At 62.5% G+C, this 13936-nt stretch carries 11 protein-coding genes and 1 pseudogene; 2 read left to right on the top strand and 10 right to left on the bottom strand.

Annotation, left to right across the window (positions count from 1 at the left end; genetic code table 11):
• The 6 genes and pseudogenes from aroKB to pilM form a co-directional block, all read right to left on the bottom strand.
• Positions 1 to 1620, bottom strand: a complete 1620-nt coding sequence (aroKB, locus tag CSQ93_RS13400) for a bifunctional shikimate kinase/3-dehydroquinate synthase AroKB (RefSeq protein ID WP_099378627.1) — start codon at positions 1618 to 1620, stop codon at positions 1 to 3.
• 117 nt (positions 1621 to 1737) lie between these two features.
• Entirely contained in the window at positions 1738 to 3969 is a 2232-nt protein-coding gene (locus CSQ93_RS13395; protein WP_158301218.1) for an Ig-like domain-containing protein, read from the bottom strand.
• Between the two features lie 112 nt (positions 3970 to 4081).
• Positions 4082 to 5407, bottom strand: a pseudogene (locus CSQ93_RS13390) (type IV pilus secretin PilQ); the annotation flags it as partial.
• A gap of 92 nt (positions 5408 to 5499) precedes the next feature.
• Positions 5500 to 6537 (bottom strand): pilus assembly protein PilP, encoded by a 1038-nt coding sequence (locus tag CSQ93_RS13385; RefSeq protein WP_099378452.1) that lies wholly within the window; start codon positions 6535 to 6537, stop codon positions 5500 to 5502.
• A gap of 15 nt (positions 6538 to 6552) precedes the next feature.
• Positions 6553 to 7095: a PilN domain-containing protein gene (locus CSQ93_RS13380; protein ID WP_158301217.1), complete on the bottom strand. Its 543-nt coding sequence runs from the start codon at positions 7093 to 7095 to the stop codon at positions 6553 to 6555.
• Between the two features lie 14 nt (positions 7096 to 7109).
• Positions 7110 to 7742 (bottom strand): pilus assembly protein PilM, encoded by a 633-nt coding sequence (gene pilM, locus CSQ93_RS13375; RefSeq protein ID WP_158301216.1) that lies wholly within the window; start codon positions 7740 to 7742, stop codon positions 7110 to 7112.
• A 329-nt stretch (positions 7743 to 8071) separates the two neighbouring features.
• Here pilM and CSQ93_RS13370 point away from each other — a divergent pair, with 329 nt between their 5' ends.
• Complete coding sequence (locus CSQ93_RS13370; protein WP_099378449.1) at positions 8072 to 10417, top strand: penicillin-binding protein 1A; 2346 nt, start codon at positions 8072 to 8074, stop codon at positions 10415 to 10417.
• Positions 10418 to 10483: 66 nt separating this feature from the next.
• Here CSQ93_RS13370 and cyaY read toward each other — a convergent pair whose 3' ends face one another.
• Positions 10484 to 10813 (bottom strand): iron donor protein CyaY, encoded by a 330-nt coding sequence (gene cyaY, locus CSQ93_RS13365; RefSeq protein WP_099378448.1) that lies wholly within the window; start codon positions 10811 to 10813, stop codon positions 10484 to 10486.
• A gap of 40 nt (positions 10814 to 10853) precedes the next feature.
• On the opposite strand from cyaY, the gene lptM reads away from it, so the two are divergent.
• Positions 10854 to 11036 carry an LPS translocon maturation chaperone LptM gene (lptM, locus tag CSQ93_RS13360; RefSeq protein WP_034778304.1) on the top strand — a complete coding sequence of 61 codons (183 nt, stop codon included), beginning with the start codon at positions 10854 to 10856 and terminating at the stop codon, positions 11034 to 11036.
• Here the strand turns inward: lptM and CSQ93_RS13355 are convergent.
• The 3 genes from CSQ93_RS13355 to ccsB all read right to left on the bottom strand — a co-directional run bounded on the left by CSQ93_RS13355 (position 11033) and on the right by ccsB (position 13909).
• On the bottom strand, positions 11033 to 11686 hold the full coding sequence (locus tag CSQ93_RS13355; RefSeq protein WP_099378446.1) for a sulfite oxidase heme-binding subunit YedZ: 654 nt from the start codon (positions 11684 to 11686) through the stop codon (positions 11033 to 11035). The two genes, lptM and CSQ93_RS13355, sit on opposite strands and share 4 nt — an antisense overlap.
• 9 nt (positions 11687 to 11695) lie before the next feature.
• Entirely contained in the window at positions 11696 to 12673 is a 978-nt protein-coding gene (gene msrP / locus CSQ93_RS13350) for a protein-methionine-sulfoxide reductase catalytic subunit MsrP (RefSeq protein WP_099378445.1), read from the bottom strand.
• An 84-nt stretch (positions 12674 to 12757) separates the two neighbouring features.
• Positions 12758 to 13909, bottom strand: coding sequence for a c-type cytochrome biogenesis protein CcsB (gene ccsB / locus CSQ93_RS13345; RefSeq protein ID WP_034753239.1), 1152 nt, complete (start codon positions 13907 to 13909; stop codon positions 12758 to 12760).
• Positions 13910 to 13936: the final 27 nt, after the last annotated feature.

Below are 13936 nucleotides of genomic sequence, written 5' to 3'. Positions count from 1 at the left end.
TCAAGCCACTCCGGCGGCCAGGGTGGCCAGCACCAGTTCGTGCGGCGCGGACGTGATGTTCGGGCTGCCCAAGGGTTTGAGCAAGATGAACTTGATGGCGCCGCCCTCGTTCTTCTTGTCCACTTCCATCAGTTCCAGCCAGCGCTCGACACCGAGGTCCGGCGCCTTGATCGGCAGGCCGGCGGCGGCGACGAGCTTGCGCACGCGCTCCACGGCCGCCTGGTCGATATAGCCCATGCGGCAGGACAGGTCGGCCGCCATCACCATGCCGCAGCCGACGGCTTCGCCGTGCAGCCAGTGGCCGTAGCCCAGGCCCGCCTCAATGGCGTGGCCGAAGGTGTGGCCGAAGTTCAGGATGGCGCGCAAGCCGCCTTCGCGTTCGTCCTGGCGCACCACATCGGCCTTGATTTCGCACGAGCGGGCGATCGCATACGCGAGCGCGCCCTTGTCGCGCGCCATCAGCTTGCCCATGTTTGCCTCGATCCAGTCGAAAAACGCGGCATCGATGATGGCGCCATGCTTGATCACTTCAGCCAGGCCCGCCGACAGCTCGCGCGCCGGCAGGGTTTCCAGGGTCGAGGTGTCGGCGATCACGGCGCGCGGCTGGTAGAAGGCGCCGATCATGTTCTTGCCCAGCGGATGGTTGATGCCCGTCTTGCCGCCGACGGAGGAATCGACCTGCGCCAGCAAGGTGGTCGGCACCTGCACGAAGCCGATGCCGCGCATGTAGCTGGCCGCCGCGTAGCCGGTCAGGTCACCGATCACGCCGCCGCCCAGGGCCACGAGGGTGGTCTTGCGGTCGCATTTATTGGCCAGCAGCGCGTCGAAGATCTGCATCAGGCTGGCCCAGTTTTTATACTCTTCGCCGTCAGGCAGGACGATGCTGATCACTTCGCGGCCATCGCTGGCCAGCGCCGCCTGCAGGCGGCCCAGGTACAGGGGCGCGACGGTAGTATTGGTGACGATGGCCACCTTGTGGCCGCTGATATGGCGCAGCAGCGCATCGGCGTCGGCCAGCAGGCCGGGACCGATGGCGATCGGATAACTGCGTTCGTCGAGGTCTACGCTCAACAACATTTTGGATTGCTCGTTCATCGAAGGCTCTGCATGAATGACGCAGTTGGGCGAAGCCTCGCATTCGAGGCTGGCCAGCTGCATCAGGATGGTCTGAACCATCGATTGTACGTTAGGACGGCCCGTGTCGATCACAATGTCGGCCACTTCCATGTAATGGGGTTCGCGCTGCGACGTCAATTCTTCCAGCTTGCGGCGCGGGTCGGCCGTCTGCAGCAGGGGGCGGTTCTTGTCATGGCTGGTACGCGCCAGGATGTTGCTGACGCTGGCGCGCAGGTAGACGACCGTGCCCCGTTCCTTCAGGTAGGCCCGGCTGTCGGCGTTGAGGATGGCCCCGCCGCCCGTGGCCATGACGATGCCTTCCTGGGCGCTCAGGTCGCGAATGACCTCGGCCTCGCGCCGGCGAAAGCTGGCCTCGCCCTCGATTTCAAAGATCCACGGGATGGTCGCCCCCGTGCGTGCCTCGATTTCGTGGTCGGAATCGACAAAGCGCAAGCCCAGCTTGCGGGCCAGGATTCGCCCGATCGTGGTTTTGCCTGCGCCCATGAGGCCGACAAGAAAGATATTACTGTTGGAAATTTCGGACACTTTTATATCAATCAGAAAATAAACGCACACCACGAGCAGCCTGCCCCCTGCGCAGTACTGCCCGTTCCCCTAGCGTCAAGGACAAGAGAATGCCAGTTTAAACGGATAACTGGTGGTATTGCCCAGCGGCGTGGTCACCGTCAAATTAAACGTGCTGGTCAACGGGATCGTACAGCTGGTCGGCGTCAGGCTGTTAATTGTAACGGCATGCCAGCTTCCCTGGTTACCCTGAATGTTGCTTCCGGTCCTGTCATCGACACCGAAGGCGTTATGCGGGAAGACATTTTGCACGCTGGTGGGCGATATGGTGGCGCTACCGTTGACCATGTTGGCAATCGACACCGTGCTGCCGGAAGGCATGGGATTCTGGCGTGCATCGCTGAGCCGCACACTGAATTGACGCACATCCGCAGCCTTCACGGTGCCCAGATCATAGGCGCTGCCGTCGAGACTGACGCTATGTGCGCCATCGAGCAATGTGACATTCTCGGCGTGACTGCCGCTCAGGAAAATGGCCGTTCTGACAAACAGCGGCTTGCTGCCGTCGGTCGTGCTGGCACAGATCAACGCCAGGCCTGGCCATGGTTTGTCTGCCGTACCGCCATTGCTGACATCATTGCAGGGCGTGACGGGAGGATTGCTTGCCGTGCGCGGCTCCTGGCTGCGGAAGTCGACCGAGCAACCGCCATTGGAGGTGATGCACCCGCCCATGCTGGACGATCCAATGGCGCCCAGGCTGCTCTGGAATGCGACGGGCGTACCGTCAGGAACAGGATTGCCCGCCTGGTCGGCCAGCAACACCGTGACAGTGGTCGCCGGCGTGTTCAAGGTACTGTCATACGACCAGCCTTCCACATTCGACTTGCCCACGCTGATCGAGAATCCCGACTGCACGGGCTTGCCGGTCGTGACGAGGATGGAGTCGGAATACGTATTCATATACGGCGAGGATTTCAGTGCCGCCTTCACGCGGAACGTGGTCGGCGTAGTACCGGAATTGACCGTGGTAATGACCTCGCCATTGGCATCGGTGGTGTCCGTCAACTTATTGAGGGTGACGGCAGCCCCGTCGTCCAGCGAGAACGTCACATCCTGGCCGGCAAGCGGCTTGTTAAAGGTGTCGAACACGCGGAACGTGAGCGTCGCAGTTTCCGTGCGCAGCAGGCCGCCCTGTCCCTTGATCACGATGGACTTGCCTGCCGGGCTGACGGCTGACAGCTGTATCGATGCCGGCGCGGGGGAGCCAACAGGCAGGGACGAGTGCGTGGCGCTGTTACTGCCAACCACGCTGGCATTGATCTTGTCGGTGTTGCTGCAACCGAGATCGCGATACACGACCGTTGCCTTGCCGTTATTGGCAGCAACGTCCGTTGCCACACTGGCCTTTCCTGCCAAAATGCAGGGCGAGCTAAATCGGACCGTCGCGCCAGGCCCCAGGTATGGGGTTCCGCCCGTCATAATATCGCCGGAATAGATATCCACCGACATGGTCGTGGAGCCATACGCAGCGATACTATTCGGCAGGAATGTCAAGTTCAACGCAAACAATTCGGTGGCCCCGAGCACATAGTTGGCCTGGCTATTGGCGGTGGCGCCATTGACGCTGGTGGTGGCCTGCAATGTACTGGCACCACTGACCAGCAGGCTGACTGGCCGCAAGATGACGCTGGCCATGCCATTGTCGTCAGTCAGCGCCGTGCCCGTCGAGGACGACAGCGTGGCCAAAGCGTTGTCGGTAGAAAACAATACCAGCGCACCGCTGATCGGTTTCCCGCTCAGATCGGTGACTACGGCCTTGGCCGTCAGCGGAGTCGCGCTCGACAGCGCGTTACTGGCGCTGCCGCCGTTGAGCAGCGACAGCGTCATTTTTGCACCCGCAGCCTGCTCCGTCTTGATCGCATAGCTCGCGTCGCCGCTTACCGTGGCGGTACCCGCCGCGACAGTCGCCGTCAGCTTGCCCGCGCCGGTGACCGTCGCATTCAAGGCCGAAATGGTGATGCTGGCATAGCCCTTGGCATCGGTCAGTGCCGTGCCGTTGGTCGACGACAACGTTACCAGCGTGGCATCGGCCGAAAACGTGACCACGGCATTGCTGACGGGAACGCCATTTTTATCGTTGACGAGCGCCTTGGCCGTCAGCGGCGTCGTGCTGCTTAGCGTACTGCCAGGCTGGCCAGCAGCGTTAAACAGGCTTACCGTGACCGTCGCGGCCACGCCACCCGTCGTGCCGCCACTGCTGCCGCCATCGATGGTGGGATCACCACCACCGCCGCCACACGCGGCCAGCAAGGTGCCCAGCGCCAGCAAGACCAGCCAATTCGATACCCGACTCCAATAAGTGTTGCCCCAAGATACATTCCGCATAGTCGCCATCAGTCCGCTTTCGTGTGCATTGTTACTTAAACGTAAAGATGTGACATTAACGTGTTGCTGGCCGATCTGCCACTATTTTCGGCGTAATAAACACCATCAGTTCCGTTTTTTCTTGACTGCGGCCCGTGCTGCGGAAAAAAACACCGAGCACGGGGATGTCGCCCAGCAGTGGCACCTTGCTGTCCGTACCCCGCTCGGATTGCTGATAAATGCCGCCCAGCACCACCGTGCCGCCGTCTTCCACCATCACTTGCGTGCGCACATGCTTGGTGTCGATGGCAAAGCCGGAACGGGTTTCCTGGCCCACGCTATCCTTGTTGACGTCCACTTCCAGCACCACGTTGCCGTCCGGCGTAATCTGCGGCGTCACTTCCAGGCGCAGGTTGGCCTTGCGAAACGTGATCGACGTGGCGCCGCTGCTGGTGGCCACCTGGTACGGCAGCTCGATGCCCTGCTCGATCAGCGCCAGCACCTTGTCAGCCGTCACCACGCGGGGACTGGAAATGATCTTGCCCCTGCCATCTGCTTCCAGCGCGGACAGTTCCAGGTTCAGAAAACGGTTGGCGCCCGCCGAAAACAGGCTCAGGGCGAAACTGGCCGGCTGCAAGCCATTGATGCTGGCGGCCGGCAAGTTGACGAATTGCGTGTTCGGCACGAAAGCGCCGGCGCCGGCCACCGTTTGCCCCGTCGCCTCGCCCACGCCCTGGTAACTGCCGCCGATGGCCGCGCGGCGCCCGCTGCCGCCCAAGGAAAAGCCGGGCAGCTGGCCCGCCGCCAGGCGCTGGTCCGTAAAACCCAGGCGCGCGCCCAGGTTACGGCTGAAGCTGTCATTCGCCTCGACGATGCGCGCCTCGATCATCACTTGTCGCGTAGCAATATCTGTCTTCGCGATCAGCTGACGAATCTGCTCCAGGCGGGCCGGTACGTCGGTGACGAACAGCTGGTTCGTGCGCGGCTCGATCAGCACGCTGCCACGGCGCGACAGCAGCCGGCTGCGCCCTTCCCCCGCGTCCAGGCCGAATACGCTGCGAAACGCTTCGGCCTTCTGGTAATTGAGCTGAAAGATGGCCGACTGCAAGGGTTCCAGTTCCGCGATCTGCGCGCGCGTTTCGAGCTCCAGCTTCTCGCGCGCCAGCATTTCCTCGCGCGGTGCGATCCACAGCACGTTACCATTGCGCCGCATGTCCAGCCCTTTCGCCTGCAGCAACACATCGAGCGCCTGATCCCACGGCAAGTCGCGCAGACGCAGGGTCACGTTGCCCGCCACGCTGTCGCTGGCAACGATATTTTGCCCGGACGCATCGGCCAGGATATGCAGGGCCGCGCGCACGCCCACATTCTGAAAGTCGACGGAGATTTTCTCGCCCGCATACAAACGCGGCGCCGTCACCAGCACCACGGCTTCCTGGGCAAGGCTGCTGGCATGCCAACACAGCATGGCGGCCAGGAGCATGCGGCGCGGCCTCATGGCGCCGCCTCGGGCAAGCTGGCCTTCGCACTGGCCCCCGCCACCTGCAAGGCCAGGCTGCCGCGCCGCTCGCGCCAGGGGCCATCGGCCTCGCGCAGCAGTTCACGGTAGTGCACGGCCTGTTCAGTGATGTCCGTCACCACGCCGTGGTCTTGCCCCAGGTACTGGCCCACCGCCACCCGGTACACGCGCTGGCCCGCCAGCAGCAGCGCGTTCAGGCGCCCGTCCTGCTGCACGCTGCCGACCATGCTAATGGCCGGCAAGGCCACGCTTTCCAGCGCTTCGCGCACACGGCGCGCATCAGGCCCCGCCACGCCGCCACGCTGACCGGACTCGGGCGTTGGCGGCAATGCATGAAAAGGATCGGCCAAGGCGGCCGCCGCGTAGGGATGCGGCGCGACAGCGGCAAGCGGGCGCCATGCCGCTGCAGCTGCGGGCGCACCCGTCTTGTTCAACAATGCCGCTTGCGCCGCCCGTTCCCCCGCTTCGGGCAAGCGATACGCGTGCAGCACGGCATCAAGGGTCAGCAAACGATCCTTGCCGAGGCTCAAGGCCAGCTCATGCACCGTGACGATGCGCGGCAGGCGCGCCAGGTCCGCCAGCAGCGCGCCCATGGCGTGGTAGCCGCCGCGCAACTGTATGGCGATCGGCAAGGCGACATACGGCGCTTGCGGCTGGGCCGCACCGGGCTTGAACAGGGAAAATTGCAAGCCGCGCGACTGGCCTGCAGCATTAATCTGCGTCAACAGCAGCGCCATCGCCTGCTGGTCGGGCAGTTGCTGTTCCAGCAGGGCCAGCTCGGCGCCGGCCTGGCGCTGCTGTGCGCGCCAATGCGGCAACTGTTGCGCCCTGGCTTGGGCCGACAGATAAGCGGCGCGCACGCGGGCCTCCTCGCCTTGCCCCGCCTGCACGGCCGCCAACAGTCCATCGAGCCACGCAAGGTGCAGCAGGGCCGTCACCAGCGTACCGACCAGGGTGGCGCAAGCGAGGCGCGCGGGTAGCGGCCACAGCGACGCGGTCTTCAAGCTCAGCATGATCAACCTCCACCACTAAGATTGCCCATCGGGTGCCAAAGCCAGCCGTATCGTCCATTCCACGGCGCCATCGGCCGCGCCGTGCACTTCCAACACTTCCGGGCGGGACCAGGGCGCCGCCTGTTCGAGCGCCAGCAGCAATGCCGCGACCTTGTCCTGCGACGCAGCCTGCCCCTGCAAGCGCACCATCGCCGTTTCCTGGCGCACACTGTGCAAGGTCACGCCAGCCGGCATCGCCCGCGCCAGCGCGTCCAGCATGCGCACCCAGGCATTGCGTTGCTCTTGCAAACTGGCCATGGCTTGCTGGCGCAGCAGCAGCGCCGCCGTCTCGCCCCGCACCCGCTGGCCGGCGACAAGCACGGCATCGACTTGCTGCAGGACACTGCGCCAGCCTTCCTGGCGGCGCGACTGCGCGTCGAGCTGGTAGCGCAGCCAGGCGCCTGCCGCCACGGCCAGCAGCAATCCCAGCAGCGCCCCGCCCGCCAACTGCCACAGCAGCAGCTGAATACGCCTGCGCCGTGCTGCCGGGCGATACGGCAACAGATTGATGCGCTGCATGGGCGCCCGGAGCGTCATCGGGCGTACCGGTGCAAGGCCAGGCCCCAGGCCAGCTGGTAGGCCACGCCACCGTCGGGCAAGGCTTGCCAGCCACCCTGCGCGAGCGCCGCCTGCAAGGCCAGTGCCTCGCTATCCATGACGACGGCCAGCAAGCCCGCAGCCGTGGCCGCATCGAGACGACGCTGCACGCTGGCGCGCCGCGCCGCCACCAGCAGCACGTCGACCTCCTTGGCTGTCGTGCCGGGCAGCGGCGGCGCGGGGCCGAGAATGAAAAAGTCCAGGCTGGCGTCTTCCAGCGCGAACGGCATGTACTGCGCCGCTTCCAGTTCCACGAGGATTTCCAGCTGTTCTTCCGGCAATCCGGCAGGCAGGCGGATCGCATGCGTGATCAGGGCCGTGGCCGGCATGGCCAGCGCCACCCGCGTGCAGGCGCTGCCACTGTCGTGGCGGACCTGGCGCAGGGCATCGGCCAGGCCCTGCATGTCTTCGACATTGCCCTCCAGTATCACGCCGGGCGCCAGCGCGGCGGCAGCGCAATGCCGGCACGACAGTTTTCCACGCCGGCGCCGCAACTCGACCACGCGCACGGCATCGTCCGCGATGTCGACGCCCAGCAAGCCGATGCCAAGCAAACTGCTGATGGACATGTTTTTCATAGAGAAACGTCAGCGTGGGAGGGATTCCTGCCATCCGAAAGCCTAGTCCCGGCAGCGCTGGCTTGTAAACGGATTTCACGCCGGAGTCTGCGGCGTGTGGCGCCTATCTGGCCGGACCGTGATCTGGCGCAGAATAATTGTTACCAAATCCTGGTTGCCAGCGGGCCAATACACGCTTATATAGAATATCGGCAAGTTTCGACTATCCCTCCGGCAAGCGCCACGGCGCGCTGCCACCCCGGCAAGCGCCACGGCGCGCTGCCACCCCGGCAAGCTCGCTTATAATTGGCCGGCATAATTAACCGAAAGACATACGACGCATGACATCTTCAAAATCCGCTGGCCCCGCTGGCTCGAAGCCGCCCACCAAGGGCAGCAAACCCAAACGTTTCCTGCTGATGGCCCTGGTATCGCTGCTGGGCCTGGGCATCGTCGGCGTCTTGCTGGTGGTCTTTGGCCTGGCCATGGCCTATCCGAACCTGCCGGCGCTCGATACCTTGACCGATTACAAGCCCAAGATGCCGCTGCGCGTGTTCACGTCCGACAGTGTGTTGATCGGCGAGTTCGGCGAAGAGCGGCGCAACATGGTGCACATCAAGGATATTCCCGATGTCATGAAGAAAGCCGTGCTGGCCATCGAAGATGACCGCTTCTATGAACATGGCGGCGTCGATTACCTGGGCATCACCCGCGCGGCCCTGCACAACCTGACGGGCGGCGCCAAGCAAGGCGCCTCGACCATCACGCAGCAGGTGGCGCGCAATTTCTTCCTGTCCAGTGAACAGACCCTGAAGCGCAAGGCGTATGAAGTCTTGCTGGCCTGGAAGATCGAGAAAAACCTCAGCAAGGACCAGATCCTCGAAGTGTATATGAACCAGATTTATCTGGGACAGCGCGCCTACGGCTTCGCCTCGGCCGCGCAAATCTATTTCGGCAAGAACATCCAGGACCTGACCGTGGCCGAAGCGGCCATGCTGGCCGGCTTGCCAAAGGCGCCGTCGGCCTACAACCCCGTCGTCAATCCGAAACGCGCGCGCATGCGCCAGCAATACATCCTGCAGCGCATGGCGCAGCTGGGCTACATTACGCCAGAGCAGTATACGGAAGCCAAGAATGAAGAGCTGAAAGTGAAAACCGACAGCAGCGCCTTCGGCGTGCACGCGGAATACGTGTCAGAAATGGCGCGCCAGCTGGTCTACGAGCAATTCAAGGAAGACACCTATACGCGCGGCCTGAACGTCTACACCACCATCACCAAGGCCGACCAGGACGCCGCCTACATCGCCTTGCGCAAGGGCGTGATGGATTACGAGAAACGCCACGGCTACCGCGGCCCGGAAGCGTATATCGAGATTCCGAAAACCAAGGCCGAAGCCGATGACGCGATCGAGACGGAACTGGCCGACCACCCGGACAGCGACGACATCATCGCCGCCATGGTGCTGCAAGCATCGCCCAAATCGTTGCAGGCAGTCACCTCGGCCGGCGAGGAAATCACCATTACCGGCCCCGGCCTGACCTTCGGCGCGGCCTGGCTGTCGGACAAAGCGGCGCCGAACCGCCGCATCAAGCGCGGCGCCGTGATCCGTGTCATGCAGGAAGGCAACACCTGGGTCTTGACGCAGATGCCGGAAGTGCAATCGGCGTTCGTCTCGGCCAGCACCACGGACGGCGCCATCCGCGCCATGGTGGGCGGCTTCGATTACAACCGCAACAAGTTCAACCACGTCACACAGGCGTGGCGCCAGCCCGGTTCGGCCTTCAAGCCCTTCATCTATTCCGCGTCGCTGGAACGGGGCCTGTCGCCGGCCACCATCATCAACGACGCGCCCATCTCGTTCGACGCGGGCCAGACTGGCGGCCAGGCGTGGGAACCGAAGAACTACGACAGCAAATACGATGGTCCGATGACCATGCGCAAGGGTTTGATGAAATCGAAGAACATGATTTCCATCCGCATCCTGCACAAGATCGGCGCCAAGTATGGCCAGGAATACGCGACGCGCTTCGGCTTTGACGCGGACAAGAACCCGCCGTACCTGACCCTGGCCCTGGGCGCCGGCAACGTGACGCCGCTGCAGATGGCGGGCGCGTACGCAGTGTTCGCCAATGGCGGCTACAAGATCAACCCGTACCTGATCGCCAAGGTGACCGATAGCGACGGCAATATCTTGTCGCAAGCCAAGCCGGACCTGGCGGGCGAGGAAGCCAACCGGGTCATCGACGAGCGCAACGCCTTCATGATGAACAGCATGCTCAACGACGTCGTGCGCTTCGGCACGGCGAACAAGGCCATGGCCTTGAAGCGCCCTGACCTGGCCGGCAAGACCGGTACCACCAACGATTCCATCGATGCGTGGTTCGCCGGCTACCAGGCCAAGCTGGTGGGCATCGCGTGGATCGGCTACGACCAGCCGCGCAACCTGGGCAACCGGGAAACGGGCGGCGGCCTGGCCTTGCCGATCTGGATCAGCTACATGGCGAAAGCCCTGAAGAGCATTCCCGTCGAGGAACGCGCCGTGCCGGAAGGGCTGATCCACGTGGGCGACGAGTATTACTATGCGGAAAATCCGCCGGGCACGGGCGTCGGCAGCCTGGAAGGCGCGGCGCGCGGCACGCCGGAGGAAGAGAAAGCCAAGGAAGCCGTGAAGAACGAGCTGTTCTAAGTTCGTTTGACGCAAAAAGGGCAGCCTGAAGAGGCTGCCCTTTTTTATTGCGCGCGGCTAAAACAATTACTTCAGCACAACGGGAGCACCCGCCTGCTCGCTGGCCATGGCCGACAGGGCCGCAAACAGTTCCGAACCGTCGCGCGTGTTGCGCCATTCGTCATCCACGCGCTTGTAGTGGAAACCGCCGGAACGGGCGGCTACCCACATCTCGCGCATGGGGGCCTGGCTGTTGACGATGATTTTCGTGCCGTTATCGATGAATTCGATTTCCAGCACATTGCCGCTGCGGCTGCATTCGACGTCGAGCACGTCTTCATCGTTCAGCCGGTCCAGCGCCGCCTCGATCTGGGTCAGGGTGGCTTCGGCCAGGGCCAGGAATTCCGATTCGCTCATGCTACACTCCAAAGATCTTAATCAAACCGTGATTCTAATCGTGAAGTCATCCTCAGCGTTTTATATCGGCACCGCCATTGTGGTTTCTAGCGTCCTGGCCGGCTGCGGCCAGCCTGGCCCCCTGTACCTGCCCAAGCCGCCAGCGGCCAAGGGTGCGCCAGCCAAAGGCCCCGTAGAACCGGCGCCCGTGCCGCCGCCACCGGTGATCGTGCCGGCAACCTAAGTCGAGCGTACCGGGGTGGCTGCCTTGGCCGCCCTGACGCTCTTCTCCCGCTTGCTCCAGGCGAAAACCACGCGTATTAACAGCAGTAGCGCGACGATACTACCAAAAAGTATCGGTTGCGCGAAATTATGCTTGCCCGCCTTCATCCACCAGAAGTGCAAGATGCCCAGCGGCGCGATGATGTAGATCAACCGGTGCAGCCACTGCCAGCGCTTGCCCCCCAGGCGTTTCACCATGCCGTTCGTGCTCGTCACGGCCAGCGGAATCAGCAAGACGAAGGCGATGAAACCCACGGTGATGAACGGCCGCTTGAGCACATCCTTCCACATTTCCTGCACATCAAAAAAGTGATCGAACCATAAAAAAGTGGTGAAATGCAGGGCCGCGTAGAAAAAGGCGAACAGGCCCAGCATGCGCCGCAACTTGATCAGCCAATTCCATTGCGTGAGGCGCCGCAAGGGTGTCACCGCCAGGCTGATGCACAGGAAATACAGGGTCCAGTCACCCGTACCGCGCGTGATGAATTCCAGCGGCTCCACCAGTTGCCCCGTGTACGTCAGCCACACCATGCGGGCAAACGGCAGCAGTGCCAGCAAAAAAACCAGACTTTTGAATAGCGACAATTGTCTCGGCGTGGGGTTGAAGGCCATGGTCTTTCCTTAAAAGAACTTCTTCAGATCCATGCCCGCGTACAAGGAAGCGACATCGTTGTAGCCATTGAACATCAGGGTCTTGCGCTTGCGCGTGAGAAAACCGTCTTCGCCGATGCGCCGCTCGGAAGCTTGCGACCAGCGCGGATGATCGACGTTGGGGTTCACATTCGAGTAAAAACCGTATTCGGACGGCGCCGACAGGTTCCAGGACGTGCGCGGCTGTTCCTTGACGAAACGGATCTTGACGATGGATTTGGCTGACTTGAAACCATATTTCCACGGCAACACCATGCGCACGGGTGCGCCATTCTGGTTCGGCAAGGTTTCGCCATACATGCCCAGGGTCAGCAGGGCCAGCGGATGGTTCGCCTCGTCGATGCGCAAGCCTTCCGTATACGGCCACTGCAGCACTCTGCTGCCCACGCCCGGCATCTGCTTCTTATCGGCCAGGGTGATGAATTCCACGTACTTGGCATTGCCCGTCGGCTCGACCTTCTTGATGATTTCCGAGAAGGAATAACCGACCCACGGGATAACCATCGACCAGCCTTCCACGCAGCGCAGGCGGTAGACGCGCTCTTCCAGCGGCGCCAGCTTCAGCAGCGCGTCGAGGTCCAGGGTCATCGGTTTCTTGACTTCGCCTTCGATGCTGACCGTCCACGGCCGCGTGCGCAGGGTGCCCGCGTTTTGCGCCGGATCGCTCTTGTCCGTGCCGAATTCGTAGAAATTGTTGTAGCTGGTGGCGTCTTTATAGGCCGTCTGCTTTTCCAGCGCCGAATAGGCGGGATTGAGCCTGGCTGCCAGCTTGGGATTGGTGCCTTGCGCGAACGCTTCGCGGCTGGCCATTTCCAGCAAGGCCGCGCTGGACACCGAGCCCAGCGCCACTTGCTTGATGAAGCTGCGGCGCGATTCAAACACGGCGCGCGGCGTGATTTCGGAAGAATACGGCAACTCAATGCCGTTGGGACTGCGCTTGATCAACATGGCGGCTCCGGGAAAAGGTGATTATTTGTACCTTACACCAGTTTTCCCGAGCCGTTCATGACGCTTCTGTCATGCAAAAAACAATTAAAGCTTGCCGTAAGAATGTAATCCAGAAAGGAACATATTCACGCCCAAAAACGCGAAGGTCGTCACCAGCAAGCCCACCAGCGCCCACCACGAGGCGACGCGGCCGCGCAAGCCTGTCATCAGGCGCATGTGCAGCCAGGCTGCATAGTTGAGCCAGACGATCAGCGCCCACGTTTCTTTCGGATCCCATGACCAGTAGCCGCCCCACGCTTCGGCCGCCCACAGGGCGCCCAGGATGGTCGCTACCGTGAAGAAAGCGAAGCCGACGGAAATGGCCTTGTACATGACGTCGTCGAGCACTTCCAGCGACGGCAGGCGGTCGACCAGGTAGCCGCTCGACTTGAGCAGGTAGGCTGCGGCCACCATGGCCGACAGGGCGAAGGTGCCGTAGCCGATGAAGTTGGCCGGCACGTGGATCTTCATCCACCAGCTTTGCAGGGCCGGCACCAGCGGCTGGATTTCGGCCGCGTCGCGCGTGACCGTGTACCACATCAGGAACACGACGGCCGCCGAAATGACCAGCATGACGAAGGCGCCCAGCTGGCGCGTCGCATAGTGCTGCTCGTAATACAGGTAGAACATGGCCGTGATCAGGGAAAACAGGATGAACACTTCATACAGGTTCGACACGGGGATATGGCCCACGTCGGCGCCGATGAGGTAAGACTCGTACCAGCGCACCAGCATGCCCGTCAGGCCCAGCACGACGCCGGCCCAGCACAGCAGGGAGCCGACGGATGAGCCGAATTCCGAGCGCGCCACCAGGCCGATCCAGTAGAACAGGGTCGACAGCACGAAAAGCGTGCCCATCCACAGGATGGCGGACTGGCTCGACAAGATGTATTTCAGGAAGAATTTCTGGTTCGCCATTTCCAGGTGGCCCGCGTACAACTCGATGGCGAACAGCGACAGCACGGCTGCCACGGGGATCAGCCAGCGCACGGGCTTCCAGTACCAGCCCAGCCAGGCGAACGTGGGCGCCGCGGCCAGCAGGATGGCTTTTTCATAGATATCCATGAAGGCGCCAAAGCGCATCAGGCCGAACAGGGAGGCCGCCAGCAAGCCTGCGCCATACAGCCAATCGATCAGGCTCAGGCGCTTGAAAAATCCTGGTTCCTGCGTATATATTTGCTTGTTTGCCAATTCCATCATTTTCTCCATTCCCGGCGACGCGCA

This window comes from Janthinobacterium sp. BJB426, assembly GCF_002735705.1.
In the GTDB taxonomy this organism is placed as follows: Bacteria; Pseudomonadota; Gammaproteobacteria; order Burkholderiales; family Burkholderiaceae_D; genus Janthinobacterium.
The sequence above is the reverse complement of the archived record's forward strand: the minus strand, read 5'-3'. Positions and strand labels throughout refer to the sequence as shown.